At 70.2% G+C, this 13,451-nt stretch carries 14 protein-coding genes; 5 read left to right on the forward strand and 9 right to left on the reverse strand.

The window, feature by feature from the left end; translation table 11 throughout:
• The first annotated feature begins 68 nt into the window (after positions 1-68).
• The gene (locus AC1DCT_RS10390; RefSeq protein ID WP_440732589.1) at positions 69-473 is read left to right on the forward strand and encodes a phage holin family protein; all 405 of its coding nucleotides are present in this window, start codon (positions 69-71) and stop codon (positions 471-473) included.
• 47 nt (positions 474-520) lie between these two features.
• Here the strand turns inward: AC1DCT_RS10390 and AC1DCT_RS10395 are convergent, their stop codons facing one another.
• The gene (locus AC1DCT_RS10395; RefSeq protein ID WP_477429011.1) at positions 521-2,017 is read right to left on the reverse strand and encodes a hypothetical protein; all 1,497 of its coding nucleotides are present in this window, start codon (positions 2,015-2,017) and stop codon (positions 521-523) included.
• Positions 2,018-2,021: 4 nt separating this feature from the next.
• Complete coding sequence (locus tag AC1DCT_RS10400) at positions 2,022-2,267, reverse strand: hypothetical protein (protein WP_477230081.1); 246 nt, start codon at positions 2,265-2,267, stop codon at positions 2,022-2,024.
• A gap of 208 nt (positions 2,268-2,475) precedes the next feature.
• Here AC1DCT_RS10400 and AC1DCT_RS10405 point away from each other — a divergent pair, with 208 nt between their 5' ends.
• Positions 2,476-2,979 carry a low molecular weight protein-tyrosine-phosphatase gene (locus AC1DCT_RS10405; protein WP_440732592.1) on the forward strand — a complete coding sequence of 168 codons (504 nt, stop codon included), beginning with the start codon at positions 2,476-2,478 and terminating at the stop codon, positions 2,977-2,979.
• 45 nt (positions 2,980-3,024) lie between these two features.
• The gene (gene purB / locus AC1DCT_RS10410; RefSeq protein ID WP_477429013.1) at positions 3,025-4,431 is read left to right on the forward strand and encodes an adenylosuccinate lyase; all 1,407 of its coding nucleotides are present in this window, start codon (positions 3,025-3,027) and stop codon (positions 4,429-4,431) included.
• A 6-nt stretch (positions 4,432-4,437) separates the two neighbouring features.
• Here purB and AC1DCT_RS10415 read toward each other — a convergent pair whose 3' ends face one another.
• From AC1DCT_RS10415 to manA, 5 genes are all read right to left on the reverse strand, one after another.
• Positions 4,438-5,880 carry an MFS transporter gene (locus AC1DCT_RS10415; protein ID WP_440732593.1) on the reverse strand — a complete coding sequence of 481 codons (1,443 nt, stop codon included), beginning with the start codon at positions 5,878-5,880 and terminating at the stop codon, positions 4,438-4,440.
• A 48-nt stretch (positions 5,881-5,928) separates the two neighbouring features.
• Positions 5,929-6,324, reverse strand: a complete 396-nt coding sequence (locus tag AC1DCT_RS10420; protein WP_440732594.1) for a hypothetical protein — start codon at positions 6,322-6,324, stop codon at positions 5,929-5,931.
• The gene (locus AC1DCT_RS10425; protein WP_477429015.1) at positions 6,321-7,004 is read right to left on the reverse strand and encodes an acyl-CoA synthetase; all 684 of its coding nucleotides are present in this window, start codon (positions 7,002-7,004) and stop codon (positions 6,321-6,323) included. Before AC1DCT_RS10425 ends, AC1DCT_RS10420 begins: the two co-directional genes overlap by 4 nt.
• Before the next feature lie 130 nt (positions 7,005-7,134).
• Entirely contained in the window at positions 7,135-8,112 is a 978-nt protein-coding gene (locus AC1DCT_RS10430) for a DMT family transporter (protein ID WP_477429017.1), read from the reverse strand.
• 161 nt (positions 8,113-8,273) lie between these two features.
• Positions 8,274-9,434 carry a mannose-6-phosphate isomerase, class I gene (manA, locus tag AC1DCT_RS10435; RefSeq protein ID WP_477429019.1) on the reverse strand — a complete coding sequence of 387 codons (1,161 nt, stop codon included), beginning with the start codon at positions 9,432-9,434 and terminating at the stop codon, positions 8,274-8,276.
• A 177-nt stretch (positions 9,435-9,611) separates the two neighbouring features.
• Here manA and AC1DCT_RS10440 point away from each other — a divergent pair, with 177 nt between their 5' ends.
• On the forward strand, positions 9,612-11,357 hold the full coding sequence (locus AC1DCT_RS10440) for an AMP-binding protein (RefSeq protein ID WP_477429021.1): 1,746 nt from the start codon (positions 9,612-9,614) through the stop codon (positions 11,355-11,357).
• Positions 11,358-11,459: 102 nt separating this feature from the next.
• On the opposite strand, the gene AC1DCT_RS10445 is transcribed toward AC1DCT_RS10440, so the two are convergent.
• On the reverse strand, positions 11,460-11,873 hold the full coding sequence (locus AC1DCT_RS10445) for a winged helix-turn-helix transcriptional regulator (protein WP_477429023.1): 414 nt from the start codon (positions 11,871-11,873) through the stop codon (positions 11,460-11,462).
• A gap of 116 nt (positions 11,874-11,989) precedes the next feature.
• On the opposite strand from AC1DCT_RS10445, the gene AC1DCT_RS10450 reads away from it, so the two are divergent.
• Positions 11,990-12,355 carry a DoxX family protein gene (locus AC1DCT_RS10450; RefSeq protein WP_441978179.1) on the forward strand — a complete coding sequence of 122 codons (366 nt, stop codon included), beginning with the start codon at positions 11,990-11,992 and terminating at the stop codon, positions 12,353-12,355.
• Between the two features lie 169 nt (positions 12,356-12,524).
• Here the strand turns inward: AC1DCT_RS10450 and AC1DCT_RS10455 are convergent, their stop codons facing one another.
• A complete protein-coding gene (locus AC1DCT_RS10455) occupies positions 12,525-13,427 on the reverse strand; it encodes a VOC family protein (RefSeq protein ID WP_477429025.1) in 903 nt (300 codons plus the stop codon).
• Between the last annotated feature and the right edge of the window lie 24 nt (positions 13,428-13,451).

Consider the following 13,451-nt stretch of genomic DNA (forward strand, 5'->3'; position numbering starts at 1 on the left):
ATCCGTCGGCGGAAGGCCGGTCCGAATCTCCCCGGCGGATCCCGGGTTCGGATGCGAGAATCGGCATCATGAGGTTTCTCATCCGCGTCATCGTGAACGCCTTCGCCATCTGGGTCGTCAGCCTGATCACCATCCTGGAGGTCACGGTCACCCCTTACCCGCCCGGCGGGATGGTGCCCCTGCTGGTCACGCTGCTCGCGATCGGAGCGGTCTTCGCGATCGTGAACACCATCGTCGGCACCGTGGTGAAGATCGTGGCGATCCCGCTCTACATCCTGACCCTCGGGCTGATCTCGCTCGTGATCAACGGATTCCTGCTCTGGCTGGCCGCGTGGATCACCGGCTTCTGGGGCTGGGGGCTGCACGTCGGCGGGTTCGGCTGGACCATCGTCGCCGCCCTGCTCATCGCCATCATCAACGCGGTCTTCAACGCGATCCTGCGCCCTCAGCGCCAGCGCGACCGCGACCGCTGAGGCGGTCCCGGGGCCGCCCCGCCCTCGCGTCGGCAGTCGCCCGTCGGTCACTTCGCTCCGGGCACACGCGTCGCCGTGAAATCGGTCGAGTCGGTCAGCGCGGCGCCCTCGTAGACGGAGAAGTGCTCACGGATCGCGTCCATCCGCGGATCCCCGGACTGCTCGGCCAGGCGCACCGTCTCCTGGTACGCCGAGAGCTGATGCGCCGGCATGGTCAGGTCGATCCCATGACCCGGCAGGGTCGTGCGCGTGATGACCAGCCCCTGCGACGATCCCAACCCGTCGGGCCGTCCCCCTCCGGCGAGCCCGGCGACCGGATCGTCCGTGTGCCGGACCGCGACGTGGTCCACGTTCTCGGGCAGCGCGGGCTCCGTCGGCGACCCGACCGTGTACACGCCCTGCACATCGAACTGGCCGGACTGCGCGACGAGATCGACGTTCATGCCGCCCTGCGAATATCCGACGAGGTCGACCGGCGTCGTCTCGTCAGCACCCGCCGCATGCAGTGCCGCGACGGTGGCCTTGTACGAGTCGGACTCCTTCCGCTCGACGTACGCCTGGACGTTCGAGGTCATGTCCCAGGGCTCCGACTCGGGCTGTCCCGGGCGGGTGCCGTCGACGTAGGCGACGAACCGCGAGGATCCGTCGGCCAGCGCGTACTTCTCGACACGCACCTGGGGCGCCTGGCCATACGGAATGCGGGCGACGGCGTCGCTCAGGGTCGCCGGCGCCGTCGGAACGGGGAGCGCACCGGGGCTCGCGCCCGCACCCCCTGAACTGCTCGAGACGAATCCGGGTGTGCGCGTGCGACTGAGCAGCAGGTCTCCGGGGCGCGGACCGGCTGCACCCCTCCCGGGGGCACCGGGACCGGACGCGCCGTCGACCAGCACCACCCCCGGTGTCGGCATCAGCGGCACGCGCGGTGTCTGTCCCATCCTCGGCGCCACCGTCATCAGCAGAAGCAGCGCCCACTGGGAGATCTCAGCCTCGGCCGCCCCTGCGTTCAGCAGCGCGAGGCGCAGGGCCGGGCTCAAAGTCGAGAGGATGTCCCACGCCGTCCCGCTGGTCTCGCTGAGCGGGCTTCCCGGCGTCGCCGTGAAGCCTTCGAACGCCCCCTGGGCCCAGGTCTTCAGCAGCTCGCGCCGGGCCTGAACCAGGCGCGGGTTCTGCGCGAGGATCTCCTCGATCCGATGCTGCGAGCGCTTCACGAGTTCCGGATCCGTCACGCCCGACATCTCGCGCTGAGCGCGGAGCTCGGCGATCTCGAAGATGTCGGCCATGGTCGCGGTGTCACTCGCGAGCTCGTCCAGTTCGGCGCCGACCGCGTCCAGGCGGTTCGCCGCGGGCCACACCGGCATGGTCGCGCCATACCGTGACCCTGGCGGCAGGGCCGACGACTGCAGGATCGTCGGGATCTCCAGCAGCTCCTCCCGGGCGACCTGAACGGCGGCGGAGTCGGCGCGTATGCGGCCCGCCATCGCGCGCAGGTCGTCGGGATCCACGGCGACGATGCCGCCATGCGTGATCTCCACGTCGCTTCCCATGACGTCACCCCGCCCGCAACCCGGACTGGATCGACTCCAGCTGGTCGAGCACGCCGACGAGCTCACGCTGCTGCGCGGCGCATCGCTCGAGCATCAGCTCGATCGCGCGGGCTTTCCACGCGCAGTCGGCCGCGAGCGCGCGCAGATCGGCGAGCGCGCGATCCAGCCGCTCTCGCGCGCGGTCGCAGCGCAGCATGGCCTCCGCGAGCATCCAGGATCCTTCGGCAGTGACGGGAGCGATGGCGAACATGACAGCGACTCTGCCGGAGGCCGAGTCCGCGCAGGACGAGGTTCCCGTGACCCGTGCAGAGCCCGCGGATCCCCGGCGATGTGGAGGACGAACGGCGCGCACTTCGCCACCCGCGCTTCGCCGCCTGCGTTCCGCCGCCCCGCTCCGCCGCGCCGCGCTCGGCCGCCCGACTCGTTACGGCACGGACTCGTTACGGCACAATGGAGCCATGACCGAGTCGGACCCGTTCCGCGTGATCTTCGTGTGCACGGGCAATATCTGCCGGTCCCCCATGGCGGAGGTCGTCTTCCGCGACATCGCCGCCAAGCAGGGCCTCGGCGACCGGATCGTGTCGACCAGCGCCGGGACGGGCGACTGGCACGTGGGCGAGCAGGCCGACAGTCGCACGATCGACTCCCTGGCCCGCCGCGGCTACGACGGAACCAAGCATCGCGCGCGCCAGTTCACCTACGACTCCTTCGCCGAGAACGACCTCGTCGTCGCCCTGGACCGCACGCACGAGCGGATCCTGAAGCAGTGGGCGCGCGATGAGTCGGAGGAGGGCAAAGTGACCCTGCTGCTCTCGTTCGAGCACAATCCGACCGTGCTGGATGTGCCGGACCCCTACTACGCCGACGCCCGGGTGTTCGACGAGGTGCTCGGTATGATCGAGAGAGCGAGCCACGGCCTGTTCGGCCAGCTCGAACCCGCCATCCGACCGCCGCGTCCGTGACGTCTCCTCGCCCGTGACGACACCGCGGAGCATCGGACCGACGGCATGATCCACGACTCTTCCGGAGGACACCCCGTGACCGCCTCGCTTCCCGTCCAGCCCCTCAGCCCGCTCGACGGCCGCTACCGCGCCGCGGTCGCCCCGCTCGCCGACTACCTCTCCGAGGCCGGCCTGAACCGTGCCCGCGTCGAGGTCGAGGTGGAGTGGCTGATCGCCCTCACGGACCGCTCCCTGTTCGGCACCGCACCGCTCGCCGCGGCCGACAAGGACCGCCTGCGCGGCCTGTACCGCGACTTCGGCCAGGCCGAGATCGACTGGCTCGCAGAGAAGGAGGCGGTGACCCGCCACGACGTGAAGGCCGTGGAGTACCTCGTCCGCGACCGCCTGTCGGCGCTGGGCCTGGACGCCATCGCCGAGCTCACGCACTTCGCCTGCACGAGCGAGGACATCAACTCCGCCTCCTACGCCCTCACCGTCAAGCGCGCCGTCGAGCGGGTGTGGCTGCCCGCGCTCCAGGACGTGATCGCCAAGCTCCGGGAGCTCTCGGTCGAGCACGCCGACGCCGCCATGCTGTCCCGCACGCACGGCCAGCCGGCGACGCCCTCGACCATGGGCAAGGAGCTCGCGGTGTTCGCGTGGCGCCTGGAGCGCGTGGTCAAGCGGATCGAGGGATCCGAGTACCTCGCCAAGTTCTCCGGCGCGACCGGCACCTGGTCGGCGCACCTCGCCGCTGAGCCCGACGTCGACTGGCCGATGATCGCCCACGAGTACATCGAGGGTCTCGGGATCGACTTCAACATCCTCACCACCCAGATCGAGTCGCACGACTGGCAGGTCGAGCTGTACGACCACGTGCGCCATGCAGGCGGGATCCTGCACAACCTCGCGACCGACATCTGGACCTACATCTCGCTCGGCTACTTCGCGCAGATCCCCGTCGCCGGTGCGACCGGATCCTCGACCATGCCGCACAAGATCAACCCGATCCGCTTCGAGAACGCCGAGGCGAACCTGGAGCTGTCCGGTGCGCTGTTGAACTCCCTGTCGCAGACCCTCGTCACGAGCCGGATGCAGCGCGACCTCACCGACTCGACCACGCAGCGCAACATCGGCGTCGCCTTCGGGCACTCGCTGCTCGCCCTGGACAACCTGCGCCGCGGCCTCAACGAGATCTCGCTCTCCCGCGACGTACTGCTCGAAGACCTCGACCACAACTGGGAGGTGCTCGCCGAGGCCATCCAGACCGTGATCCGCGCGGAGGTCGTCGCCGGGCGCTCCACGATCCAGGATCCGTACGCGCTGCTCAAGGAGCTCACCCGCGGTCACCGTGTGGGCGCAGCCGACCTCGCCGAGTTCGTGCAGGGCCTGGAGATCGGCGACGCCGCGAAGCAGCGCCTGCTCGCGCTGACCCCGGCGACGTACGTGGGGCTCGCGGAGACGCTCGCGAAGTAACCGGACTCAGGCCTCGGCGGGTGCGGCTGCGGGCGCGCCGGAGTGCTCGCCGGCGCGGTCCTTCGGCATCGCGAGGATCGCCACCAGCATGAGCGCTGCGGTCACGGCCGCCGCGATGAACACCCAGGTCGAGGCGTGCACGACGGTCGCCGGGTCCTCGGATCCGCCGCCGGAGGCGATGATCGCGTTCGATATCGCGCCAAACACGGCCACGCCCACGGCGCTGCCGGCCGAACGGGCGAACGTGTTCATCCCGGTGACCGCGCCGCGCTCGCCCCAGCCGACGGATGCCTGCGCGACGATGAGCGTGGGCGCGGCCGTCCAGCCCAGGCCGAAGCCGATCACGAAGGCGACCGCGGCGAGCGTGTAGGCGTTCGGATACGGCCCGATCAGCGCCAGCCCGATCGCGGCGAGCACGGCGATCGACGCCCCGATCAGCGCGGTGAAGCGGAACCCGTGCCGCAGATACAGCCGCCCGGCGTTGGCGGCCGAGAGCGGCCAGCCCAGGGTGAGCGCGGCCACCGCGAGCCCTGCCAGCAGCGGCGGCACCGCGATCGCACCCTGCAGATACGCCGGCGCGAAGCTCGTGATGCCCGTGAGCAGGGCGCCGATCGCGAGCGAGGCGAGCGTCGTGGTGAGGATGAGGCGGCGCGAGATGAGCCGCAGGTCGATGATCGGCTCGGCCGCGCGGCGCTCCACGAGCGCGAAGGCCACGAGCGCCAGCGCACCGCCGACGAAGCAGACCAGGCTCGGGACCGACAGCCAGGCCCAGGCGTTGCCGCCCTCGAGGATGCCGAGGATGATGCCGGTCAGACCGATCGTCAGCAGCCCCGCGCCGAGGTAGTCGATCCGATGCCGATGCTTGTCGATCTGCTCATGGAAATGCCTCACCAGCATCCATCCCGCGATCAGGCAGAGCGGGATGTTGATGAAGAAGATCAGCCTCCAGGCGTCGAACTGGGCGAACAACCCGCCCAGCGCCGGGCCGATCACCGAGGACAGCGCCCAGACGCTGGCGATGTATCCCTGCACGACGGCGCGCTCGGACAGCGTGTAGATGTCGCCGACGATGGTCGCGACCATCGGCCCGACGGCCCCTGCGCCGAGCCCCTGCACCAATCGGAACAGGATGAGCGAGGTCATGCTCCACGCGAGTCCGCACAGGATGGATCCGACCAGGAACAGGGCGATCCCGAAGAGCACGATCGGCTTGCGGCCGACCGTGTCGGCGAGCTTGGAGTAGATCGGTACGCTCACGGCCTGCGCGAGCAGGTAGATCGAGAACAGCCAGGGGAACTGCTGGTAGCTGCCGAGATCGCGCACCACGCTCGGCACGGCCGTGGCGAGGATCGTCGCATCCATCGCGATGAGACCCATCGCGAGCATGAGCGAGAGCAGCACCGGGCCGCGATCGGATCGGAGTCCGACAGAGGCGCGATCGATCGTCATGCTCACCCTGGGGTCAAGGCGTTCCGGATCCGGGCTATTCCCGGTCGACTACGCCTTCGGCGCGTCGCCCTCCGCGGATCCGGATGCATCGTCCGAGTCGGCATCGACCGTGCCCGTCGTTCCCGGCGCGGCTGCGGTGTCGTCGACCTTGTCATAGAGCACCGGGCGGTCGTGGGTCTTGGTGAAGTCCGCCGGATCCACCGCGAGGATCAGGATCGAGAGGATCAGCAGGGCCGCGATGAAGATCCCGCCGGTCACGATGAAGGCGAGGTTCCACGGCGGGATGGCCGCGTAGGTGCCCTTGTCGACGGCGCGCATCACCTTGTCGGTGAAGGCGCCCGTGGCGATCAGTGTGACGACGCCGGCGAAGACGCCGCACAGCAGCGACAGCCCGATCAGCTGCACCGGCCGGAACAGATCCCTGCGCCTGGTCTTCTCGGTCATGCGGATCCTTCGTTCTCGGCCGGCGCCGTGCCGGCGGTGTCGATGCCCGAACCAGTGGAGCGGGAGCGGGGGCTGAGCCCTGCGATGCCGAGGAACACCGCGACGACGGCGGCGTACGCGCCGAAGATGCCCACGGCCAGGGTGATCCCGGTCAGCGTGAACGAGCCGGCCTCGGCGATGGAGTAGTTGAGCGCATAGGTCGTCGGCACGCACAGCAGACCGACCGCGAGCGCCAGGCTCAGAGATCCGATCAGGATCCCGTCGCGGGCGCCGTCGGCGACGGGAGCCGGCGCGGTCCCGGCGCGGGCCTGACGGCGGGCACGGAGCCCGGCGAGGAGCTCGACGAGCCCGCTCAGCGCACCCCACGCGATCACGACGACGAAGAACAGGGGCGTGGAGCGCCACGCGGGCACTCCCCCGGCCATGCCGGTGATGACGGAGATCACGGCGAGCAGCACGTGCGGCCAGCGCCAGCCCGCGGGCGCCACCAGCCATGCGGCGAGCATGTGGATCAGCGCCGTGACGAGAGCGAAACCGCTGAACACCGAGAGCCCGACGACCGCCGAGTGGTTCGCGGTGAACGTGATCATGAGCGCCGCGACGGCGGCGAAAACGGCGCGCGCGAGCTGCACGGTGCCCATGGACATCGTGCGCAGCTGGAACGTGCGGGTGGCGGGCATGACGGATCCTCGGGTCCCTGTGCTTCGAGCCCGTCGCGCGGTCTCGGGGACCAGGCCTCAGCAACCGCTTCGACGGGTTCTACGGCCGCCCCGATGGACGGGCGGACCCTGCCAGTCTACGCGCGGGATCCTAGGCGCCCGCTCGGGAGGCGGGCTCCGGCGCATCCGGATCCGGATCGCCCGCATCCGCATCGAGATCCGGATCGGGATCCTCGACGGTGCGCCCGTCCTTGCGGCGCGGTTGCAGCTCGCTGAGCAGGGTGCCCGCGATGATGAGGGCCGCTCCGAGGATCGCGAGCGGCGGGATCCGCTCCCCCGCGATGCGCCCGACCACCCCGGCCCACACCGGTTCGCCGGTGTAGATGATGGTCGCGCGGGTCGCGGAGACCGAGCGCTGCGCCCAGTTCATCGTGAGCTGGATCAGTCCGCTCGCGACGCCCATGCCGAGACCGGCGAACAGCCAGACCGGGTCGAAGGCGGGGATCGCCTCGCCGACGGCGGGCATGGTCGCGAAGCCCAGCAGCGACGCGGTGAGCAGCTGCACCACCGTCAGCCGCCCCACGTCGAAGCGCCCGCCGAAGAGGCTGATCAGGATGATCTCCCCCGCGATCGGCAGCGTGCTGATGAGGGTAAGGATCTCGCCCTCGCCCAGCTGGATGCCGCGGGATCCGATGCCGGCCACCAGCAGCAGGCCCACGAACGCCAGGCCCGCCCCCACCAGGGTCAGCGCCCTCGGCGGCTTGCGCAGCACCAGCCACTGCAGCAGCGGCACGAGCGGCACGTAGAACGCGGTCATGAACGCGCTGGTGCTGGAGTCGATCGTCTGCAGGCCCGCGGTCTGCAGCCCGTAGCCGCCGTAGATCGCGGCGCCGATGGCCGCGCCGGCCCCGAGCTCGCGCCAGGTCATGCCGCGCAGCGAGCGCCAGAAGACGGCCGCGGCGAACACCCCCGCCGCGAGGAACCGGAACCCCACGAAGAACCACGGCCCGGAATGCTGCATCGCCGTGTGCACGACGAGGAACGTGCCGCCCCAGATGATGGTGATCCCGACGAGGGCCCACTCCTGCACGGACAGTCCCAGGAGGCGACGGGAGACGGGGTGATTCACGGTAATACGTTACGGGGTTCCGCGCCGCGAAGACGCTTCCCGCGGGGTCGTCGAGCGCCCTTCGACAGGCTCAGGGACCGGGCGAGGCCGGCCGAGCGCCGCACTGAGCGAGCGCAGCGAGTCGAAGCGACGAAACGCCGCGCGCTCGCGCGGACGTCGCGTCAGCCCGCGGTGGCGATCCAGAGCCGACCGGATCCGACGACCTGCACGTCGGCCGCGCGGCTGACGAACGCGGCCGCACCGCGTGGCACCTCGACCGCCGCCTCGCCGGCGGAGAGGGCGAAAGATCCGTCCGTGGCGATCGCGATCGAGGGGCCGGCCAGCGCGATCGCGGCGGCGCCGGTGACCGCGATCAGCTCGAACGGCACGTCAGCGCCGGAGGCATGGATGCGTGGCCGGTAACTGCGCACGTTCTCGGCGATCTCGACGGGGACGAGGTGGTCGTCCTCCGACGCGGTGAAGGTCAGCACGCGCTCGAGCTCGGCGGTGTCGACGTGCTTGGGGGTGAGCCCGCCGCGCAGCACGTTGTCACTCGGGCCCATGAGCTCGACGCCGGCTCCGCGCAGATAGGCATGGATGTTGCCGGCGGGCAGCCAGAGCGACTCCCCCGCGGCGAGCGTGATGTGGTGCAGCATCAGGGCGACCGCGATGCCGGGGTCGCCGGGGTAGGCCTCGGCGAGGCGCGTGATCAGCTCGAAGCGGCCGTCACCCGACGCCGCGGCCACGAGCGCGGCGACGGCGAGGTCCACGGCCGCACCGCCGGCCAGCAGCCAGGAGAACCCGGCGCGCAGCCCGTCGGGGCCGGCCAGCTCCTCGCGCCAGGGCGCCAGCGAGTCGGATCCGGAACGCGCCGCGAGGGCGTCCATATCGGCGAGGATCTCGGCGACGGGACGGAAGCCGCACAGCGCCTCGAAGCCGTCCTCGAGGGCGACGATCAGCTCGGGCTTGGCATAGGGATCCTTGTAGTTGCGGTGCGCGGCGGTGAGAGGGATGCCACGGGCGTTCTCATCGGCGAATCCGGCCTCGGCCTGGGCCGGGGTGGGATGCGCCTGGAGCGACAGGGGCGCGCCCGACACGAGGATCTTGAGCAGGAACGGCAGGCGGGAGCCGCTCTCGTTCTCCCAGTCCAGCAGCGTCGTCCAGGGTTCGCCGGCGACGGTGCGCGCCGGGGATCGGGGGTGCGCGCCGAGCCACAGCTCCGCCTCCGGGCCGCCGGTGCCCGCGGTCCCGAGCACGCCCGCGACGCCGTCCACCCGGCCCCAGGCGTAGTCGCGCGGCTCATTGCCGATGGGGACGAACAGCGGGCTCGAGGGGGCACTCATGGGTCTCCGTTCAGCGGATGCAGAGGGTCCCTGCCAGCGTATCGAGCGTCGCCGCGGCGGGCCGCCCCGTTTCGAAGCGCGCGAATTGCCGTGACCCGAGGCCGGGAAGGGTCATTCGCGCGCTTCGAAACGGCGATCAGGCGCGCTGATCCGCGGGATCCAGACGAAGATGGCTCCATGAGCCAGCCCCGCCCCGCCACCGCCGCGACCGCCGCGATCCGCTCCGCCCGCGACCTGCTGCTCGCGCACGCCACCGACTACGCGGGCGCCCGCGCGGTCTTCCACTGGCCCGCGCTGTCGGAGTTCAACTTCGCCCTGGAGTGGTTCGACGTCGTGGCCGGCGAGACGCCGAACCGGCCTGCGGTGCAGATCGTCTCGGCCGATCTGACGAGCAGAAGCTGGACCTACGGCGAGCTCGCGCGCCGCTCGAACCAGGTCGCGAACTGGCTGCAGGGCCTCGGGATCCGCCGCGGCGACCACGTGATCGTGATGCTCGGCAACACGATCGACCTGTGGGAGACGATGCTCGGCCTCACCAAGGTCGGGGCGGTCGCGATCCCCACTTCGACGCTGCTCTCCCCCGCGGATCTGGCCTACCGCGCGGAGAAGGGCGAGGCACGCGCGATCGTGACGCTCGGATCCCTCGCCGACCGCGTCTCCGAGCTGCCCGAAGACATCGAGCGCATCGCCGTGCCCGACACGTCTGGCGCGGCGGCGCCCGCCGGCTGGCACGACTTCGCCGGCTCGAACGACGCCGAGAACGACTACGAACCCGACGGTCCCACCCCGGCCGGTGACACGAGCCTGCTGTACTTCACCTCGGGCACGACCAGCCGGCCGAAGCTCGTGCAGCACACGCACGTGTCGTATCCGGTCGGGCACCTGTCGACCATGTGGTGGCTGGGCGTGCGCGAGGACGATGTGCACCTGAACATCTCCTCTCCCGGCTGGGCCAAGCACGCCTGGTCGAGCTTCTACTCGCCGTTCCTCGCCGAGGCCACCGTGTTCGTCTACAACTACGACCGCTTCGACGCGAACACACTCATGGAGGTCATGGAGCAGCACCGCGTCACCACGTTCTGCGCGCCGCCGACGGTGTGGCGGATGCTGATCCAGGCCGATCTGGGCCGGCTCCCGCACCCGCCGCGTGAACTCGTCGGCGCCGGCGAACCGCTGAACCCCGAGGTCATCGGTCGCGTGCGCCAGGCCTGGGGCGGCACGATCCGCGACGGCTTCGGGCAGACCGAGATGACGGCCTGCGTGGGCAACTCGCCGGGCCAGGTCGTGAAGGACGGATCCATGGGTCGCCCGCTGCCCGGCTATCCGGTGGTGCTGGTGGATCCGGTCACCGGGGCGCGCGTGGACGGCGACGCGGATGGCGTGGCCGAGGGCGAGATCTGCCTCGACCTCGCGGAGCGCCCGCTCGGGCTCATGGCCGGGTACTACGCGGATCCCGATGCCACCGCGCGCTCACGCGAGGGCGGCTTCCACCACACGGGCGACATCGCGACCCGCGACGCCGAGGGGTACCTGACGTACGTCGGACGCGCGGACGACGTGTTCAAGGCGTCCGACTACAAGATCTCGCCCTTCGAGCTCGAGTCGGTGCTGCTCGAGCACCCGGACGTCATGGAGGCGGCGGTCGTGCCGAGCCCGGATCCGACCCGCCTCGCGGTGCCGAAGGCGTATGTGCTGCTGACCGCGTCGGCGCACGACGACCTCACCGCGACCGCCGGCTCGATCTTCGCCTACGCCCGAGGCCAGCTCTCCCCGCACCTCTGGGTGCGGATCATCGAGTTCGTGCCGGAGCTGCCGAAGACGATCTCCGGCAAGATCCGCCGGGTGGATCTGCGCGCCCGCGAGGCCGAGCGCATCGCGAGCGGCGACGAGTCGGGCCAGCACCACGACCGCGACCACCGCTGAGGGGCCGCTCCCCTGTCGTTTCAGAGCGCGCACTTTGCTGTGGATCCGGCCCGGATCCAGCCATTTGCGCGCCTCGAAACCCTGAGGGGCTGCGAGCGGACGTCAGCGCGCGTCGTAGTCGGCGCGGGACTGCTCGATCGTGGCGTGGTTGGCGATCGCCCACTGTGCGATCGTGTGCGCGATCTCGACGAAGGTGCTGCCGAGAGCCGTGAGCCGATACTCCACCCGTGGCGGGACTTCGGCGTAGGCGGTGCGGATCACGAGCCCGTCGCGCTCGAGCTGGCGCAGCGTCAGGGTGAGCATGCGCTGGGAGATCCCGGGGATGTGCCGGAGCAGGTCGCTGAACCGCATCACGTCGTCGCCGAGGGTGGCGACGACCAGCAGCGACCACTTGTCCCCTACCCGGTCGAGAACCTCGCGGATCATCCGCCCCACCTCGGGACCGCCTGGCTGCCCCTCGCACGAGCGCTCGTACTCGGAGAGATCCGCAGGCGCGGCGGGCGCCGGCTCGCTCACGGTTCTGCCCCTGTGCGCCGGTGACACCGATGTGCCTTTTGTACGCGTCTCCACGATGCTCCATCCTTTACTTACTGATCGTAACAAGGTAACGATCGATAACAAGAAGGAACCTCATGCTGATCGCCCTGTGGATCGTCAACGCGCTGCTCACCCTCGCCATGCTGGGCGGCGGCGGCATGAAGCTGATCACCCCGAAGCCGGTGCTCGCCGAGCGCGGGATGGCCTGGACCGAGGACTTCTCCGCAGGCTCGATCAAGGCGATCGCCGCCCTCGAGGTCGTGGGCGCGATCGGGCTCATCCTGCCGCTCGCGACCGGGATCGCCCCGATCCTCACCCCGCTCGCCGGCACCGGTCTCGCAGTCATCATGCTCGGCGCCGTCGTCGTGCACCTGCGCCGCAAGGAGACGGCGACCCCGGCGATCGTCCTCGCCGTGCTGGCCGTGGCGAGCGCGGTGCTGGGCTTCCTCGCCATCCGCTGAACCCGCTCGCCGCGCTCCCGGATCCGGCTCAGGTCGCGATCCTCGAGTTCAGATCGCAATATCTGCTGTTCCCAGCCGCCGGAAACAGCAGATATTGCGACCTGAACGAAGTCATCGCGACCCGAACGAGGGGATCCGGCGCCGGCAGAGCGGCCGGGGTCCGGGCGGCTCAGAGGTCGGCGATGACGATCCGTCCCATACGCATCAAGTGCTCGTACGCGTTCGGCCGTTGCATCAGCTCGCCGAGATTCGCGGGCACGACCTGCCAGCTCACGCCGAACCGGTCCACGAGCCAGCCGCACTGCTCGGCCTGCGGCACGGCGCTGAGCGCCTCCCAGATCCGGTCGATCTTCTCCTGTCCGTCGCAGTCGATCTGCAATGAGAACCCGGGAGTGAACGTGAAGTCCCTGTCGACGGGAGAATCGAAAGCCGCGAAGCGCTGCCCGGCGAGCAGGAACTCGGAGTAGATGATCGGCTCGTCGACGTGCGGAGGCTCGGTCACCGGATACTCGACCTGACGGGTGATCCCCGACGGCGGCAGCAGCTCGCCGTACAGCCCGATCGCCTCCTGCGACCTGTTCCGCACGGGCCCGCCGAACACGAGCATCGGGGTGATCAGCGGCGCGGGCTCGGCATCGCGGTCCATCAGCTTCAGCTGCCAGCTGACCCCGTAACGATCCTCGACCCAGCCGTACAGACCGCTGAAGAAGTACTCCCCGATGTCCATCAGCACGAGGCCGTCTTCGCCGAGTCTGGTCCAGGTGCGGTTGATCCAGGCCCGCGCGGCATTCTCATCGTCGAAGCGGCGCGGATCCACACTCAACAGAAACGAGATCGCCGGGTTCGGCGCGAATTCGGATCCGGCGTTGATCAAGGTGATCCGGTAGCCGTCGATCTCCACGTCCACGGTGAGCGGCTTCCCGGCGAACGAGCGCTGGAACTCCGGCAGTCCGTCGACGGGGTAGCGCGCGACGACCCGCGAAGTGGTGCGGTCGAACACCGACGCGTAGAAGGCCCCGGCCTCCTCGGCAGCATGGTCGCACCAGATGTTGGGGGTGATCCGCTGGGTCATATGGGGGAGCTCCTCGCACGCCGA

The organism is Microbacterium sp. 10L49 (genome assembly GCF_056395125.1).